Annotated in this window: 15 protein-coding genes; 13 read left to right on the top strand and 2 right to left on the bottom strand. The window is 40.7% G+C overall.

From position 1 onward, the window contains the following. Window positions 1–47 precede the first annotated feature (47 nt). From BUB05_RS05565 to arcC, 6 genes are all read left to right on the top strand, one after another. The gene (locus BUB05_RS05565; RefSeq protein WP_073048404.1) at window positions 48–1682 is read left to right on the top strand and encodes a carbon starvation CstA family protein; all 1635 of its coding nucleotides are present in this window, start codon (window positions 48–50) and stop codon (window positions 1680–1682) included. A 92-nt stretch (window positions 1683–1774) separates the two neighbouring features. Next, a complete protein-coding gene (locus BUB05_RS05560) occupies window positions 1775–2062 on the top strand; it encodes a CC/Se motif family (seleno)protein (protein WP_073048401.1) in 288 nt (95 codons plus the stop codon). Window positions 2063–2266: 204 nt separating this feature from the next. Next, complete coding sequence (locus tag BUB05_RS05555; RefSeq protein WP_175548509.1) at window positions 2267–3043, top strand: IclR family transcriptional regulator; 777 nt, start codon at window positions 2267–2269, stop codon at window positions 3041–3043. Between the two features lie 90 nt (window positions 3044–3133). After that, window positions 3134–4351 (top strand): arginine deiminase, encoded by a 1218-nt coding sequence (gene arcA, locus BUB05_RS05550; protein ID WP_073048395.1) that lies wholly within the window; start codon window positions 3134–3136, stop codon window positions 4349–4351. Window positions 4352–4594: 243 nt separating this feature from the next. Then, a complete protein-coding gene (gene argF, locus BUB05_RS05545; RefSeq protein ID WP_073048392.1) occupies window positions 4595–5584 on the top strand; it encodes an ornithine carbamoyltransferase in 990 nt (329 codons plus the stop codon). 164 nt (window positions 5585–5748) lie between these two features. Beyond that, entirely contained in the window at window positions 5749–6714 is a 966-nt protein-coding gene (gene arcC / locus BUB05_RS05540; RefSeq protein ID WP_094762743.1) for a carbamate kinase, read from the top strand. Window positions 6715–6912: 198 nt separating this feature from the next. Here the strand turns inward: arcC and BUB05_RS05535 are convergent, their stop codons facing one another. After that, window positions 6913–8313 (bottom strand): S41 family peptidase, encoded by a 1401-nt coding sequence (locus BUB05_RS05535; RefSeq protein ID WP_073048390.1) that lies wholly within the window; start codon window positions 8311–8313, stop codon window positions 6913–6915. A 282-nt stretch (window positions 8314–8595) separates the two neighbouring features. Between BUB05_RS05535 and BUB05_RS05530 the strand changes: the two genes are divergently transcribed. Beyond that, window positions 8596–9114, top strand: a complete 519-nt coding sequence (locus BUB05_RS05530; RefSeq protein WP_073048387.1) for a ferritin-like domain-containing protein — start codon at window positions 8596–8598, stop codon at window positions 9112–9114. A gap of 216 nt (window positions 9115–9330) precedes the next feature. Here BUB05_RS05530 and BUB05_RS05525 read toward each other — a convergent pair whose 3' ends face one another. Next, window positions 9331–9807 (bottom strand): VanZ family protein, encoded by a 477-nt coding sequence (locus BUB05_RS05525; RefSeq protein ID WP_073048385.1) that lies wholly within the window; start codon window positions 9805–9807, stop codon window positions 9331–9333. A gap of 519 nt (window positions 9808–10326) precedes the next feature. Between BUB05_RS05525 and BUB05_RS05520 the strand changes: the two genes are divergently transcribed. From BUB05_RS05520 to BUB05_RS05495, 6 genes are read left to right on the top strand one after another with little or no spacing between them, the layout of a single operon-like run. Continuing rightward, window positions 10327–12234, top strand: a complete 1908-nt coding sequence (locus BUB05_RS05520; protein WP_073048382.1) for a polysaccharide biosynthesis protein — start codon at window positions 10327–10329, stop codon at window positions 12232–12234. Between the two features lie 28 nt (window positions 12235–12262). Further along, on the top strand, window positions 12263–13492 hold the full coding sequence (locus tag BUB05_RS05515) for a DegT/DnrJ/EryC1/StrS family aminotransferase (RefSeq protein ID WP_245819759.1): 1230 nt from the start codon (window positions 12263–12265) through the stop codon (window positions 13490–13492). 30 nt (window positions 13493–13522) lie between these two features. After that, window positions 13523–14680, top strand: a complete 1158-nt coding sequence (locus BUB05_RS05510) for an ATP-grasp domain-containing protein (protein WP_425430038.1) — start codon at window positions 13523–13525, stop codon at window positions 14678–14680. 23 nt (window positions 14681–14703) lie between these two features. Beyond that, a complete protein-coding gene (locus BUB05_RS05505; RefSeq protein ID WP_073048376.1) occupies window positions 14704–15318 on the top strand; it encodes a sugar transferase in 615 nt (204 codons plus the stop codon). 21 nt (window positions 15319–15339) lie between these two features. After that, the gene (locus tag BUB05_RS05500; RefSeq protein ID WP_073048373.1) at window positions 15340–16458 is read left to right on the top strand and encodes a glycosyltransferase family 4 protein; all 1119 of its coding nucleotides are present in this window, start codon (window positions 15340–15342) and stop codon (window positions 16456–16458) included. A 23-nt stretch (window positions 16459–16481) separates the two neighbouring features. Then, complete coding sequence (locus BUB05_RS05495) at window positions 16482–17696, top strand: polysaccharide deacetylase family protein (RefSeq protein ID WP_073048371.1); 1215 nt, start codon at window positions 16482–16484, stop codon at window positions 17694–17696. Window positions 17697–17707: the final 11 nt, after the last annotated feature.

Here is a 17707-nt window from a genome sequence, read left to right as displayed (position 1 = left end):
AAGTGCCGAAAGGCCTTTGAACATAAAAATTTTAATAGGAGGCAAATATGTCTTTATTTCTAGTTTTAATCGCAATAGTTATATTTTTAATTGCTTACGTTACATACGGAGCATGGCTTTCCAAGAAATGGGGAGTTGATCTGTCAAAAACCACACCGGCACATGAACTGGCTGACGGTGTCGACTATGTACCGGCAAAGGCGCCTGTGCTCCTTGGCCATCACTTTGCATCTATAGCAGGTGCGGGCCCAATTGTAGGACCTATAGCGGCTGCCATGTTCGGATGGCTTCCGGTATTCCTATGGATTATCGTAGGATCAATATTTTTCGGTGGTGTACATGACTACGGTTCGCTTTTCGCATCCGTAAGACATGAAGGAAAATCAGTTGGACACATAATAGAAAAGAATGTTGGAGAATCAGGAAAGAAGCTTTTCTCAATATTTGCATGGCTTACACTTCTTCTGGTAATAGCAGCCTTTGCCAATGTAATTGTTAAAACCTTCGTAGCTGTACCTGCAGTTGCGACTACATCGCTTCTTTTCATAATCCTTGCAATAGCATTTGGATTTTCTGTAAATAGAATGAATGTACCTTTGGGTATGGCAACGGTTGTTGGCGTAGTTCTATTGATAGGATGCATATGGTTTGGACTCAACAACCCCATAGTACTTTCCTTCAACGCATGGTATGTAATTACACTTGTCTACATTTTCATAGCATCAGTGGCACCGGTTTGGATTCTTCTACAGCCAAGGGATTACCTGAATTCCTACCTGCTTTATGCAATGATAGGTGGAGCGGTTCTTGGACTTATTGTGTACAGACCAGGTCTTGAGCTTCCTGCAGTAACAGGATTCAATGTAAACGGAAGCCTTATGTTCCCCATACTTTTCGTAACAGTTGCATGTGGAGCGATTTCAGGATTCCACTCGCTGGTATCTTCAGGTACGACTTCCAAACAGGTCGACAGGGAAGGGGATACAAAGCTCATAGGTTACGGATCAATGCTTATAGAAGGTGTATTGGCAGTAATCGCACTTATTACAGCTGGATACATCGGAGCAGACAAGCTGGCGGAACTTGCATCGGCAGGTGGAGCAACAAACGTATTTGCAGATGGAGTTGGACAATTCATGACTGGTTTCGGATTGGCAAAGGATGTTGGTAAATCATTCGTCGCTCTTGCAATTTCAGCATTTGCACTTACATCACTTGATACGGGAACAAGAATCGGAAGATTCATATTCCAGGAATTCTTTGACAACTCTGATTCAGCAACAGGAAAGGAAAGCAATGCCCTTCTTACAAACAAATTCTTTGCAACTCTTGTAACCGTAGCCCTGGGAGGACTACTGGGAGTTGCTGGATATACAAAGGTATGGCCGATATTCGGTTCTGCAAACCAGCTTCTTGCAGCAATAGCATTGATGACTGTTGCAACCTGGTTGAAGAATCAGGGAAAAGACTACAAGATGTTTTCAATACCAATGGTGTTCATGTTTGTAGTAACATTCTTTGCTCTGATACTGCTGGTTAAGAGCAATATTGCAAGTGGAAATTACATCCTGGTAGTTATAGGCGCCATACTGTTTGTACTTGCCATAGTACTGGCCAAGCAATCATGGTCTGTGCTTACATCAAAGTCACCCGTTGACAGAACAGGCAGCAAAGCCAACTAACATAAGCAATTAATTTGAAACAGGTAAGATCTAAATAAAATCCCTTGAAACTTTGGAATTTTGTTTAAGTCTTACTGAAAGGAAGTTTGAATATGAATATAACACTTACGGACAAGGCGAAAAAATATCTTGAAAAAAAGAATATGGTAACAGTTACTGTAGACTTGTTTGTTGCAGGATGTTGTATTGAAATAGGAGAACCTACCGTGACGGCAGGAGAACCCCTGGAAAGCGTGGATAAATTCGACAGGTTTGAAATTGACGGATATACTGTATACCTCTTCAAGGGAGCAGACGTGAAGAAGAAGGGACTTGTCATAACGGCTAAAAAATTTCTGGGTATACAGTCCCTGGAAGTAACGGGACTCAGACTGCTGTAAAAAACGAAACAACTTAATTTTACAATAAAAACAGGACCCTTTCCAGGGTCCTGTTTTTATTAAAAGAGCAGGGAAAAACAAAAGGAAACGACCCTTTTGTTGACTCTTTGGTTTCTTGGAAAAGGTGTTTCAAAAAAATATATAAATAACTTGAAACACTGTTTCAAGAATGATATAATGAGGGTACAGACTGGAGGTGACGAATTGAAGGAAGAATATAATTATATAACCATGATAGAAAGAGCAGTAAGTGTTATGGAGGCAATATTCGAATCGCACAAGGCACTGGGTGTTTCGGAAATATCTCAGGAGTTGGATCTTCCAAAGGCTACAGTTTACAGGATTCTCATCACCCTGGCAAAGGGAGGGCTTGTAACAAAGATGCACGGCACCGAGAAATATACTCTTGGAGGCAAGTTCATCAAATACAGCGAGAGAGTAAAAGAAGACATCAACATACATTCCGTGGCTAAACCATATATGGAAGAGCTGGCAAACGAGCTTGAAGAAACCGTGAATATTGCAATCGACTATGAAAATGCAGCTCTTATAATTGAAAGAGTCAGGGGGGAACAGACATCCCTGGTATCCAAGTTGATACCCGTTGCACCATACAACTGCTCTTCATCGGGAAAGGTATTTCTTTCACACAAGTCGGAAGACGAGATCAAGGAGTATTTCAGCAAGGGGAAAGCGAAGAAGAGAACGATCAAGTCTGTATGTAAATTTGAAGATTTTATGCAGCAAAGAAAATCGATTCTGGAAGACGGATACTCCGTCGATGACGAGGAATATGATTACGGATTATACTGTATGGGAAGGCCGGTTTTCGGCATCAATGGTGAAATATTAGCGGTAATAAGCGTCACAGGACCTAAAAGCAGACTTCAATACAGAGGACTGGACATGATAAAAGAAAGATTGTTTTATACCGTGAAGCGAATTGAAGAGGAAGTAAAGGACCTGGGAATAACTGAATAAATATACAATAGCTGTATAAATATAAAAAGTTCTTGACATTTGAAATGCTGTTTCATAATATATAAGTATAAAGATGAAAGAGGTGTATTTATGAAACCAATAAACGTTACAAATGAAATAGGAAACTTGAAGAAAGTATTGTTGCACAGACCAGGACAGGAACTTGAGAACCTTATGCCTGAATATCTTGAAAGACTTCTTTTTGACGATATCCCATATTTGAAGATAGCACAGGAAGAGCACGATGCATTTGCCAGGATATTGAAGGATAACGGAGTAGAGGTTGTTTATCTGGAGGATCTTGCAGCTGAATCAATTGGAGACTGTGATGTGAAGAAGATGCTCATCAGGGAATACCTCCATGAGGCAGGAGTATGGAACGAAAAAAGACTTGAGGTTCTAATGGACTACTTCCTGCAGTTTGACAAGAGAGTCCTTATAGACAAGATGATGGCAGGACTCAGAAAGACTGAACTTACAAATTTCACAAAAAGAGGATTGAAGGACTATTTGGACAACGACTATCCGTTCATAATAGACCCAATGCCCAACCTTTATTTCACAAGGGACCCCTTTGCCTCAATAGCAGACGGAATATCTCTTCACAAGATGAGGACATCAACAAGAAACAGGGAAACACTTTTTACGAAATATATCATCAAGCATCATCCTGATTTTGCAGACTACAATATACCGTTGTGGTACGACCGGGATGACAGATTCGCCCTTGAAGGCGGAGACATCCTGATACTTGATAAAAACACAATAGCAATAGGAATATCTCAGAGAACAGATCCTTCGGCAATAGAGATATGTGCTGACAGGATTCTTAGGGCGGAAAACGACTTCGATACAGTTCTTGCCTTCGACATACCAAAGACAAGGTCATTCATGCACCTTGACACGGTGTTCACAATGGTTGACAGGGACAAGTTCACAATACATCCGAACATCCAGGGTGGCATTACAGTTTACGCACTTACCCTTGATGAAGGAAAGATAAGAATCGACGAGGAAAATGACACCCTTGAAAACATTCTCTGCAAGCATTTGAATCTGAACAACGTAGAGCTTATCAAGTGCGGCGGCAACAGCCCCATAGATGCCGCCAGGGAGCAGTGGAACGACGGATCAAACACATTGGCCATAAAACCTGGCGAAGTTGTGGTCTATTCAAGAAACTATGTAACAAATAAGATATTGGAAGAAAGAGGAGTAAAGACTCATGTAATTCCAAGTTCGGAATTGTCTAGAGGCCGCGGTGGTCCAAGATGCATGAGCATGCCTCTGGTGAGAGACGACCTTTAACAGGACACAGCAATGAAATTGCGGTAGACACGAAGTGGATAGTGTCCATAGGGAAAGTAACCTTTGAAATAAATCAAAATACCAACGCATCAAGGGATTTTGAACAAGACTTTCCCGGGACAGAGGACACAGCAATGAAATTGCGGTAGACACGAAGTGGATAGTGTTTCTTTGCTTTAGTGAACTGTTATTGAATTAAATAAATTAATGATGCCACTGAGTGGCTAAATAATGGAGGAAAAAATGCCAGTAAATTTAAAAGGAAGAAACTTTATCACACTTAAGGACTTCACACCGGAAGAAATCAGATTCATGCTTGACCTGTCAATGGATCTTAAGAGAAAGAAAAGAGCAGGAATCAAGAACGACCTTCTTAAAGGAAAGAACGTAGTACTTCTTTTCGAAAAGACTTCTACAAGAACCAGATGTGCTTTCGAAGTGGCTGCTTTCGACGAGGGAGCAAATGTTACATTCCTGACTCAGTCTCAAATGGGCAAGAAAGAGACTATCGAAGATACTGCAAAGGTTCTCGGAAGATTCTACGATGGAATCGAGTTCAGGGGATTCAAGCAGGAAACTGTTGATGATCTTGCTGCACACGCTGGAGTACCTGTATGGAACGGTCTTACAGACCTTTACCACCCGACTCAGATCCTTGCAGATTTCCTGACTGTTGAAGAGCACATCGCAAAGCCTCTTAACAAGGTTAAGTTCGTATACGTTGGAGATGCTAGAAACAACATGGGTAACTCTTTGATGATAGGTGCTGCCAAGATGGGTATGCATTTCGTAGGAGTTGCACCAAAAGAGCTTTTCCCTTCAGAAGAACTTGTTGCTGAAATGAGAGAAGTTGCTAAAGAGACTGGAGCCGTAATCGAGCTTACTGACAATATTGCAGAAGGTGTCAAGGACGCTGATGTAATCTACACTGATGTTTGGGTGTCAATGGGTGAAGAGGATCAGTTCGAAGAGAGAATCAAGCTTCTTGAGCCATACAGAGTAGACATGGACATGGTTAAGGCAACTGGAAATCCTGATATGATATTCCTTCACTGTCTACCTGCATTCCACGACAACAAGACTACTGTTGGAGCGGAAATCGAAGAGAAGTTCGGACTTAAGGAAATGGAAGTATCTGATGAAGTATTCAGAAGCAAGTACTCGAAAGTATTCGATGAAGCAGAAAACAGAATGCATACAATAAAGGCCGTTATGGTCGCAACTATGGCATAAGCAACGCACCACGTTCCAAGGTGCTTTACAAGATGGGTTTTCCTGAGCTGGAAGGCCCATTGCAAAACCATAACTATATCAGAAGTGCTGTGTGATGGCAAAACACACAGCCTAACAAGAGGAAAACGATTTCATTAACGAAAAGTAAATTTAGGAGGCAAATTATGAATAAGATACCTAAGGTGGTTATCGCCCTTGGCGGAAACGCACTACAAGAAAAAGGAAGACCGGCAACCTCGGAAGAACAATTAAAAGTTGTTGCTCAGACTTGTGAAGTGCTGGCTGACATAAGCTCACACGGATATGAAATGGCAATCGTACACGGAAACGGACCACAGGTTGGAAGAATACTTCTTGCATCTGAGGCGGCAAAGGATGTAACTCCTCCAATGCCTTTTGACGTTTGCGGAGCGATGAGCCAGGGATACATCGGATACCACATCCAGCAAAGCTTGAAGAAGGCTCTTAGAATGAGAGACAGGGACCTTCCCGTTACAACTATCCTTACGCAGGTTGCTGTTGACAAGGACGATGAGGCATTCCAGAATCCTAGAAAGCCAATAGGTCCTTTCTACACTGAAGAAGAAGCAAAAGCAATAGCTGAAGAAAAAGGCTATACAATGAAAGAAGACGCAGGAAGAGGATGGAGAAGAGTTGTACCTTCACCAATGCCACAGAAAATCGTTGAGGTTGATACTCTTGGAAGACTGTGGAACTCTACTATTGTTATCATGTGCGGCGGCGGCGGAATCCCTGTAGTGGAAGACGGCCAGGGCGGATACGAGGGCGTGGCTGCAGTTATCGACAAGGACCTTGCTGCTGAAAAGCTTGCAGAGTCAATCGATGCTGATGTATTGCTTATCCTTACAGAGGTTGAGCAGGTTGCAATCAACTTCAACAAGCCCGACCAGAAGAACCTTGACCAGCTTACCTGCGACGAAGCAAGAAAGTACATGGAAGAAGGACACTTCGCTCCTGGAAGCATGCTTCCAAAGGTAAAGGCTGCTGTAATGTTTGCAGACTCAAAACCGGGAAGAAAGGCCGTAATCACTTCACTTGCACAAGCTGAGAATGCACTTCATGGAAAGACAGGAACAACTATAGTAGCGAAGAAACTTTCAGAAGTATAAGAATACGAACCTAAGATAATCAAAATAATCCATAAAATACAAAAATACAACCAACTACTTAGCGGCTCTGCCGCGCAAACTGCGTAGAAAGTATCCTTACATGCAAAACACCAATGTTTTGGGGTGTTATGCTTATCACAACTTTCTTAAGCTAGAAAAAAGCCCCTTTGCGATGTACAGCCGCTCGGGAGCTTTTTTTTACTGTCCAAGAACCTCCAGCGCCTTCTCAAGCTGCAGGTCAACACTCGTATCCACCGAGTAATTGTCCAGTGTTGTCTTAAGCGTATCCTGTGTAGTGAAGTCCAGTATTCCGTAAGGATAGAGTCCCTTGTCGGACTGGAACTGTGCTATCTGCTTCTTCAGGTTCTCATCGAAGATGCCGTCTGGACCGCTGACTGGATAGCCGAGAATTTTTAAAATCTTTTCGGAAGCCAGTACGTCAAGTCCTACAATTCCGACATCGGGCTTTCTTTTCTTGTCGAACTCGGGGATATCCGATGTATCCATTTCAGAAAGAGGTTTTTTGTTTTCAATGATTATGTCAGGGGTTATTCCTACTCCGTGAACATGGTTTCTTCCGGCTGTCAGGTATTCTGCAGTGGTAAGCTTCATTGCACTGCCGTCCTTAAGAGGATAAAGTGACTGTACAACTCCCTTTCCGAAGGTTGTAGTTCCGATTATTGTTCCTGCATCCCTGTCCTGGACTGCTCCTGCAAATATTTCAGATGCACTTGCACTTCCTTCATTTACCAGTACGGCGAGCTCGAAATTTTGCACCTGAAGGCTGCTGGTGTACTCCGTTTCTTCCCCGTTTGCCTTTATTACATATGCAAGGGGACCTGCAGGAACGAAAAGGTCAAGAGTGTTCAGTACTTCGCTCAAGCTTCCACCCGGATTGTTCCTAAGGTCTATTACAAGCTTTTCAACACCTGCATCCATGAAAGATTCCATGTGTTCGGCTATGAGTTCCAAGGTGTTGGAGTTGAATTGCGTGATTTTCAGGTATCCAATATTGTCTTCCATTATCTCGGAAAATACTGAGCTTATTACTATGTTGTCCCTGACTACGGGTATGTTGATTATTTCTCCGTTCCTGTCTATTCCCAGGATTACAGTTGTGCCTACAGGGCCTCTGATCATGCTGGCTGCTTCGTCTGTGGTGTATCCCTTTATGTCCACACCGTCAACATATCTGATTATATCCTTGGCCATTAGGCCGGCTTTTTCTGCCGGAGACTCATGGAGGGGGGTCACAACTCTTATGAAGTCGTTTTCGTTAATTATCTGTATACCCACACCGGTGAATTCTCCAGACATGTCTGTTGTGAACTCCTTGTATTCTTCTGCAGTGAAGAATACGCTGTAATCATCCAGATTTTCAAACATGCCCTTGTAGAGTCCTTCAAGGATATCTTCGTAGGATACGTCGTAAAGATAGTTTTCCTTTACGAATTCAGCAACCAACTTCATGAATTCAACATCATCGCTGAAAAGTTCTTCTTCCGTCATTTCAACTCCATCTATGGATTCCGTTGCAAAAGCCAAAGTTGAAAACATCATGGAAAATATAAGTACTAAAGCTATCAGTTTGTTTTTCATATATACCGCCTTTTATATTTATATTTGGGGATATTCCGTGCCATTTTGTTCTAATCAAAAAAATATCTCCGTACAATATTATATTAGACGGAAGTGGAATAAGCAAAGTTTCATTTCATTATTGCAAAAAAAATTACAATTTATTGCATACTTAGGGTCGGCGCTGTTCCGATTGAATTGATATAACAACAGGTGTATAATGGAAATAGGACTATATTACTGCAATGACGGCATGGAAACGACTGGTTCAAAAGTTTGATAAATTTTGAAAGGAGTGTTTTTATGGGTAGAAAGGCGATAGAAATTATCGATCTTGATGTTGAAATGCTTATTGAGAAGCTTAACATGGCTCTTGCAGAGGAGTGGCTTGCCTACTATCAGTACTGGATTGGGGCAAGACTAATGGAAGGTCCCATGCGCAACGAGGTGGAAGCTGAACTTCTAATTCATGCAAACGAGGAGCTTGGCCATGCAGTGCTGGTTGCCGACAGGATAATCCAGCTTGGAGGAACTCCAATCACGCATCCCCAGAAATGGATGGAGAAGGCAGGATGCAGTTACGAGGAACCCTTGGACCCATACGTAGAAGTAATACTCAATCAAAACCTGGAAGGGGAAAGATGTGCCATAGCCAGATACAATGAAATTGCAGAAATAACCAACGGCAGGGACCATGCTACACATCAGATGGCAACACAGATACTCAATGACGAGCTTGAGCACGAAGAGGATATTGAAGCATTCATAGCCGATATCCAGAGACTCAAGGATGACATAAGAAAAATAAGGCTTGAAGTGTAAGAAGATATGAAAAAAGATATCAGCGAACCTCAAAAAGAGAGCTGATATCTTTTTTTGATTTTTGGCATTTCTAAGAAAACACTGTATGAATGCGAGGTCTCGACTTGGAGATGCGATAATTTTCCTTATAAATAATGAATTATCGTATCGACGGAGTAGGGAGTATTTATACTGTGTTTTCTAACATTAGAGTTCCTTTAAATTCGGCTTTCAAATTCAATTATCATTGAATTTCTTGAAAACTGATGTTTCCAGGACAAGCTTTACCAGTATGCCGAAGAAGGATCCCAGAATGTCAATTAAGATATCACTGACCAAAGGAGTTCTTCCGGGGACAAACATTTGGTGAAATTCATCTGTCAAAGCGAATATAATGCAGATCAACATTGCTGCCCCAAGTCTTTTTGAACGGGACAGTTTACCCCTCAGCAATGATAATACGAGGATTCCAAGTATGAAATACATAAGGAAATGTCCGGTTTTTCTGATGAAGTTACTGAAGTATATAATATCAAAATCACTTGGGAGGGCAATTTTTTCAATCAACCTGAATATTATGTTATTAATTCTATTGCTTAATTCATATGAATCCAATGCAACCTGTGATGATAAAAAATATATCAACATCATCCACAAGATGACAGTGGTCCACAAAGCTGTATTTCTTGTTTTTTTGACTTTTTTTCTTTTCATGATTTATCCTCATATTAATGTGTCGGTATAGGTTAGTCATGATTTTATTTTTGAAATATTTTTTCTTACCTTATTATATCAAATTAGATTCTTCTTGTTTAGTTAATCCATGAGGATATCAGGGAAAACTTTTGAATCTGGTGCAACTATTGAAAATGCTGTATGTTTAAGAGGAAGAAGAATAGAGTTTGATTGTATGGATAAACGATGATTCAACTTGCGAATACTAGTTTGTTTTCAAGCCTGATTAGTCAAACTAACGTTCTCTTTACAATATAAAAATGTGGGTATATAATTTATATATACCTTCATTTTTAAAAAGTTTTTTAGACTAAACATATGAAAACCCACTTATAAAACCTACTTAATTAAACCTACGGTAAAAACCCCTGCTCAATAAAACCATTCAAAAAACTTGCTATAATACCCTAATTGTAGTACAGAAAATACCTACGAGTATATTGTCCATTCAAACTATTTCACCAGCGATTGTATAAATTACCATATAAGGAGAATGGTATGAAAAGAGGATTGGCAACAGTTTCTCTCATCGTGGAGGATATAGTCCTTATGATGATTTCCATATATGCGTCCTTCATGCTGAGATTCGGAGGAGAGGTCCCCGCTTTATACGTGGAGATCCTGAGAAATCTGATAGTCGGCATAATATTCATAAAACTCATAATTCTATACTTTTTCAAACTCTACAAGTGCCTTTGGGCATATGCATCCATTGATGAGCTTATAAATATAGTGAAGGGGGTAGTTTTTGCAAACGCCGCCTTCCTGGTTCTTGCCTTTTTCATTGGGATAAACATTCCAAGGAGTGTATTCCTGCTCATTACTGTATTTGATATGGCTTTCTTGGGTGGTACAAGGTTGTCTTATAGGATTTATAGTAGATACAAGACCTATGGACATACCCGCAGAAAGAAAAAGAAAAAGCGGATAATGATAATAGGAGGAGGAGTTGCGGGTACTATGACCATCAGAGAGCTAAGGAGCAGAAGCTATGAACTGGGAGAGCCCGTAGTAATTATTGATGATGACCCCATGAAGAAGGGAAAAACTGTAAACAACATACCGGTTGCGGGAAACAGATACGACATTGAACGCATAGCGGAATGCAAGGAGATAGACGAGATAATCATAGCCATGCCTTCTGTTTCAAGGAGGGAAATAAAGAATATAATAGAGGAATGCAAAAAGACGAAATGCAAGCTTTTGATACTACCGGGGGTATATGAAATAATAAATGGAAAGGTTAATATTTCAAATATCAGGGAGGTACAGATTGAGGATTTGTTGGGAAGAGAAGAGATAAGTCTCAATACCGAAGATATAAAAGAATTCATCAGAAACAAAAGAGTTATGATTACTGGAGGATGCGGTTCCATAGGATTTGAGCTTGCAAAACAGATAGCGAAAAACAAACCGGCCAAGCTTATCCTTGTTGACATAAATGAAAATGGACTTTATGATGTGCAACATGAACTTGACTGGCAGTACAACAAGGAAAAAACTACACTGGATTTTGTTGCCAAGATGGGTTCAATCAGGGATGAGGACAGACTGAATTACCTTTTCAAGGCCTATAGACCTGAAATCGTTTTCCATGCGGCTGCCCATAAACATGTACCCATGATGGAAGATAATCCCCATGAGGCTATCAAGAATAATATATTCGGGACACTTAACCTTGTCAGGATAGCAGACAAATACAAGGTAGAAAAATTCGTTCAGATTTCAACTGACAAGGCTGTGAACCCGACAAATATCATGGGTGCGACCAAGAGGATATGCGAGCTGATCATCAGGACATACGATGCCGGGAGTGATACGGAATTTGCCGCAGTGCGTTTCGGCAACGTACTTGGAAGCAACGGAAGTGTAATACCCCTGTTCAAGAAGCAGATTGAGAAAGGCGGGCCTGTAACGGTGACTCATTCCGAGATAATCAGGTACTTCATGACAATACCGGAAGCATCCCTGCTGGTGCTCCAGGCGGGAGCGATGGCGAAAGGAGGAGAGATATTCATTCTGGATATGGGTGAACCTGTAAAGATACTTACCCTTGCAGAGGATCTTATAAAGCTTTCAGGATTCATACCCTACGAAGACATAAATATTGAAATAACAGGACTTAGACCTGGTGAAAAGATTTTCGAGGAACTCCTCTTGAATGAAGAAGGAATAAATCAGACATTGCACGATAAGATATACATAGGGAAACCATGCTTGGTGGAAATGAACTACCTCACCCACCAGCTCGACAAACTGAAGGACAGTATAGATAGCCAAAATGTTGAGAGTCTCAAAAAAGTACTGCAAGTACTGGTTCCCGAATATAATCCTGAGAGTATGGGAGTAGAAAGAAAAGTAGTGGAATTCAAAAATGGGAGCAGGGACATATTGAAAAAGAGATGAACCAGAGTTCAAATTGGAGATGAAATTTGTGATTGTTTTAGGTAGGAAACACATATCTTTTTCTCCTCCGGATATATCCCGGGAGGAAATTGATGAAGTTGAAAATGTTCTTAAATCAGGGTGGATAACTACAGGACCGAAAACAAAGGAATTCGAAAGGAAAATAGCCGAATACATTGGAGTAAGCAAAGCCGTATGTCTTAATTCCGCCACGGCCGCCATGGAGCTGACACTACGGATATTAGGCATAGGCCCAGGAGATGAGGTCATAACTTCTGCATATACATATACGGCTTCTGCAGCGGTAATAGACCACGTGGGGGCAAAAATCGTTTTGGTGGATACCGCGCCTGATTCCTTTGAAATGGATTATTCACAGTTGGCCGATTCAATTACAGAAAAAACCAAGGCTGTAATAGCCGTGGATTTGGCGGGGAGAATATGTGATCATGATGCAATTTACCAAGTTGTAGAAAGTAAGAAGGATTTGTTCAAGCCTAATAATGAAATACAAGGATTATTCAATAGGGTCATTGTATTGACCGACTCAGCTCACGGATTTGGAGCAAGGAGAAAGGGACTGGTAAGTGGCCAGATTGCCGACTTTACCTGCTTCTCTTTTCATGCAGTCAAGAACCTTACAACTGCAGAAGGTGGGGCTGTTGTTTGGAGAAATGATCTGGGGCTTGATGATGAAGAGCTTTACAGGAAGTTTATGCTCTACAGCCTCCATGGCCAGTCCAAGGATGCACTTGCCAAGAACCAAAAAGGTACATGGGAATATGACATTATCAACATCGGATATAAGTGCAATATGACTGATATCCTTGCCAGCCTGGGTCTTGTGCAGTTACGCAGGTATGATGGATTCCTGGAAAGGCGCAGACAAATCATTGGAATATATGATGAAATGCTTAAACCTCTTATAGTGCAAAGTTTTAAGCATTTCGGAGATGACTATGCTTCGACCGGACATCTTTATCTCTTGAGGATACCCGGAATCGGTGAAGGGGAAAGAAATGAAATCATTAAAGAAATGGCTGAAGACGACATAATATGCAATGTCCACTACAAGCCCCTACCCATGTTCACGGCCTACAGAAACCTGGGATTTGACATAAGGGATTACCCCAATGCATTCAACATGTACAAGAATGAGATATCACTTCCTCTACATACACACCTTAGTGACGATGATGCGGTATATGTGATTCAGTGTTTGAAGAAGATTCTGGAAAGGCTGACAGGCATTAATTAATCTGTAAATTATCGGAAAGGGATGAAAAATATGAAAAAAGTTTTAATATTGGGAGTCGCACCGGTTCAAATGGATGCCATACTTGTATTGAAGGAGCTGGGTTTTGAAACATTTGCCTGTGCCATGGCCAAGGATGGACCGGGAGCGGATGCAGCCGATCATTTTCATATCATAGATATACTTGATATTGAAAAGGTGATGGAACATATTGGCAAATACGATATAGATGCAGTCTATTCAGTGGGTTCGGATTTGGCTATGCCAATAGCCAGCAAGATAAGCGAGAAACTGTTGCTGCCCTATTTCGTATCTTCAAAAACGGCAACAATATGCAACAACAAAGAGAGGATGAGACAAGCGCTGGGAAGGAGTTTTGAAGGGAATATTCCCTTTCAGGTTTTTGAGGATGAAAAGATCCGGCCTGATTTGAAAATGCCATTTATAATGAAACCTACTGATTCACAGGGTCAGAGGGGAATATATCTCGTAAATTCCATTGAAGAGTATCGTGAAAATTTTCAAACCGTAAAAGAACACTCACGCTCGGGCAAGGTAATAGTGGAGAAATATGTTGAAGGACCGGAAATATCTGTGAATCTTTACATGATTGATGGCAAATTGAGCTTCATGTTTGTCTCTGACAGGGAAACATGGCCTCAATATCTTGGGCTTGTCAACAAGCACGTAGTTCCTTCAAAAACAATGGATAGGGAAAAGTTGAAAGTATTGGAAAAAATGGTATTGGAGGCTTGTCACCGCATTGGTATCATGAATGGACCTGCATATTTCCAGGTGAAAATGGAAAACGGAAGGCCTTATATCATTGAAGTCACCCCACGGTTGGACGGTTGCCACATGTGGAAGCTTTTAACATACCATACGGGGATAAATATATTGAAACTGACTTTTGAACATTTACTCAATGGTGACACGGGTGAGTTGGATAAGAGGAAAGAAATCTGTTTTGGTCACGAGCTGGAATTTTTCTGCCAGAAACCAAATACAATCATGGACAGGGACAGGTTTGTTGTTCCAAAGGATGGATTGGAATACTACTTTTACTATGAGTCAGGAGATGAAATTCGACCTGTCAACGGCAAGTATGACAAAGTAGGGTATTACATAAAATCCCAAAATGTGCCTGGTCTGCAGAAACAGCAAGCTGGTAGGGAATATTCCTTTAGGTGAGGGCCTATAAGAGGAGATGCAAAATGTACAAGGATTATATAAAACGATTATTGGATATTTTTGTAAGCTTGTTGCTTTTGCCGGTTTTTGCGATCATCTGTATACCGGTAGCAATTGCAATAAAGCTGGAGGATGGAGGACCGGTTTTCTACTGCGGGGAAAGACTTGGAAAGGACTTTGAAAAATTCAATATGTATAAATTCAGGTCAATGATAGTCGATGCACCGGATATACGCAATGAAGACGGAGGTGCATTCAGTTCAAGATTCGACAGCAGAGTAACCAGTACAGGGAGAATCCTGCGGTCGCTGAGCATTGATGAAATCCCTCAAATAATCAATATACTAAAGGGAGATATGAGCATGATAGGACCAAGACCCAGTATTGACGACAAAAGAGAATCATATTCCGACGATTATTTCAGAAAATTCTCTATAAGGCCGGGAATTACGGGATATGCGCAGGCTTATTATAGAAACAGCATATCTATAAAGGAACGGGAAACCAGCGATTTGTATTATTTAGACAATATTTCAATGAAACTGGATATTGAAATAATTCTCAAGACCATAGAGACAGTAGTCGGTAGAAAAGGCTTGTATATGAACGATAGAACCGGTGGAGAAAAAAATAAATAGTATCGTATTGGGAGTATTGCCATGAAGAAAATATTGTTTATCAGTAACATTTCTAAGAGAATAACCAATTTCGTTATACCGTCAATAGAGGCAAGCCAAGGATTAGGATATGAATTTCATTTTGCGGCAAATTGTACCGGGGCTGTTGATGATGCAGCAAAATACAATATAACGATTCACCATATTGATCTTTTTCGCAATCCTTTCAATCCGGGTAATATTGAAGCATATAAGCAAATGTTGACATTGATTGAGGATGAAGGCTTTGATGTCATCCATTGCAATACGCCTATAGGAGGAGTCTTGGGACGGCTTTGCGGGAAAAAAGCAAAAGTTTCCAAAATAATTTATACGGCCCATGGGTTTCATTTTTACAAGGGAGCACCATTGGTAAACAGAACCTTGTTCAAGTGGGCAGAGATGAGGATGGCACATTATACGGATGCACTAATAACCATGAATAATGAGGATTATACTGCTGCTCAAAAATTTAAGCTTCGCAATAATGGCAACATATATTTTGTACCGGGTGTTGGAGTGGATACAAAACAGTATAGAATCGCTTCGGCGGATGGTGCAGGCTTGAAAAATTCACTGGGCCTGACGGGAAAAGACATTATTCTTATTGCCATGGGTGATTTAATTGCCAGGAAAAACTACAGGGCATCAATCAAGGCAATTGCAAAAGCAGGAAATAGAAATCTGCAATTCTTGATTTGCGGAAATGGACCCGATTTGGATTCTTTAAAGGGACTTGCAAGAGAAATGAATGTGGAAAATCAAATTCACTTCCTGGGTTTCAGGACGGACATCAGGGAATTGTTGACTATTGCCGATATATTTCTGTTTTCATCCTACCAGGAAGGACTGCCCCGTTCAATGATGGAGGCAATGAGTGCAGGTTTGCCGTGCATAAGCTCAGAAGTTCGTGGCAATGTAGATTTGATTGAAAACGGCAAGGGTGGATATTTGTACAAGCCGGATGACATTGAAGGGTTTGCAGGGGCAATCAACCTCCTTGCAGAAGACAAGGAACTGAGGAGAAAGATGGGAGACAGCAACCTGGAAACAATCAAAAGATTCGATATTGAAAATGTGAAAAAAGAAATGAAGAAGATATATGAGCGGGAGTTGATGTAAGTTCCTGAAGAGTATGTGATTGTTTGAATAAGGAGTTGATTATTCTGAAAAATATACCTGTTTTGAATTTTCATACAATAATGACTCACAATAAAAAAAGAACCTGGTCTTTCTTGTCTGCAAATATAAAAGTATTTGAAAATACACTAAAGTACTTGAAGAAAAATGGATACAAGAGTATTTCCCTGCAGGAATTGTATGATTTGAGAACCAAAAAAATATCGGATGATTCAAAACTCTTTATCATTACTTTTGACGATGGTTTTTTGGACAACTATACAATTGCCTACCCTATGCTGAAAAAATACGGATTCAAGGCAACTGTATTTGTCAATCCTGAATTTGTCGATCAACGCCCGGTTGTTCGAGAACAGATATATGACAGAATAGTCAATGGTGAGGATGTTGAAACGGATGCATCCTGGGGTTATATGAGCTGGAATGAATTAAAAGAGATTGATGACTCCGGCATCTTTGATGTTCAATGTCATGGGATGACACATACATGGTATGTTGTGGAACCTGTAATTGTAGATATCCATCATTCCGGCGATGGATATCACTGGCTTTGGTGGAATGAGTTTGTTGACAGAAAGCCACTTTGGCTGTCAGACTATTGTGACACTGACATTGAAATTGGAACTCCCGTATTTAAATACGGCGATTCAATATCTGCAAAACGTTTTTTTGTTAATGATGATATTGTTGAGTTTGTTAAAAAAGAGTGCAAAGGCATAACTTTTTTAGACAACAAGAAGAAGAGGCTTCAATATGTAAATGACTTAAACAGGGAAATTGACAGTAAATATCGTGGAAACCTTGGGCGCTATGAAACAGATGATGAATATTCAGATAGGCTCTACAATGAAATTCATCTGTCCAAGGAAGTAATAGAGAAAAAACTCAACAAGGAGGTTAGGTTTCTGGCATGGACTACAGGTGGTACGCCAGCTGTTCAATTAGCTCAAAACATTGCCAAAGATGCAGGTTACTATTCTGCAACAGACTGCAGCAAGGCATACAACGATTTGAATGATGATCCATTTTATGTGTATCGAATTGGAGGATTCAGTGGCCATGACTTATTTGGGAAACAAAGCCTTCTCTTTGAAAAAGCATTCATCAGGATGCAGCTTCATAGGGGCAGCGGCGAGGATTTTCTGTTCAACAGATTGCTTGAAGGCGCAAGAAGGATATATCGTAGAAAGGACAAGAAAATGGGAGAAAACAATCGATGAAAGAGGTAACT

The sequence above is a fragment of the Dethiosulfatibacter aminovorans DSM 17477 genome (assembly GCF_900142005.1).
In the GTDB taxonomy this organism is placed as follows: Bacteria; Bacillota; Clostridia; order Tissierellales; family Dethiosulfatibacteraceae; genus Dethiosulfatibacter; species Dethiosulfatibacter aminovorans.
The sequence above is the reverse complement of the archived record's forward strand: the minus strand, read 5'-3'. Positions and strand labels throughout refer to the sequence as shown.

Bases quoted from the DNA above. Each gene is read 5' to 3' on its own strand.
- BUB05_RS05560 (WP_073048401.1), top strand. From the start codon at position 1,775: ATGAATATAACACTTACGGACAAGGCGAAAAAATATCTTGAAAAAAAG.
- BUB05_RS05530 (WP_073048387.1), top strand. From the start codon at position 8,596: ATGGGTAGAAAGGCGATAGAAATTATCGATCTTGATGTTGAAATGCTT.
- BUB05_RS05535 (WP_073048390.1), bottom strand. From the start codon at position 8,313: ATGAAAAACAAACTGATAGCTTTAGTACTTATATTTTCCATGATGTTT.
- BUB05_RS05565 (WP_073048404.1), top strand. From the start codon at position 48: ATGTCTTTATTTCTAGTTTTAATCGCAATAGTTATATTTTTAATTGCT.
- BUB05_RS05505 (WP_073048376.1), top strand. From the start codon at position 14,704: ATGTACAAGGATTATATAAAACGATTATTGGATATTTTTGTAAGCTTG.
- BUB05_RS05500 (WP_073048373.1), top strand. From the start codon at position 15,340: ATGAAGAAAATATTGTTTATCAGTAACATTTCTAAGAGAATAACCAAT.
- argF (WP_073048392.1), top strand. From the start codon at position 4,595: ATGCCAGTAAATTTAAAAGGAAGAAACTTTATCACACTTAAGGACTTC.
- BUB05_RS05525 (WP_073048385.1), bottom strand. From the start codon at position 9,807: ATGAAAAGAAAAAAAGTCAAAAAAACAAGAAATACAGCTTTGTGGACC.
- BUB05_RS05520 (WP_073048382.1), top strand. From the start codon at position 10,327: ATGAAAAGAGGATTGGCAACAGTTTCTCTCATCGTGGAGGATATAGTC.
- arcC (WP_094762743.1), top strand. From the start codon at position 5,749: ATGAATAAGATACCTAAGGTGGTTATCGCCCTTGGCGGAAACGCACTA.
- BUB05_RS05510 (WP_425430038.1), top strand. From the start codon at position 13,523: ATGAAAAAAGTTTTAATATTGGGAGTCGCACCGGTTCAAATGGATGCC.
- arcA (WP_073048395.1), top strand. From the start codon at position 3,134: ATGAAACCAATAAACGTTACAAATGAAATAGGAAACTTGAAGAAAGTA.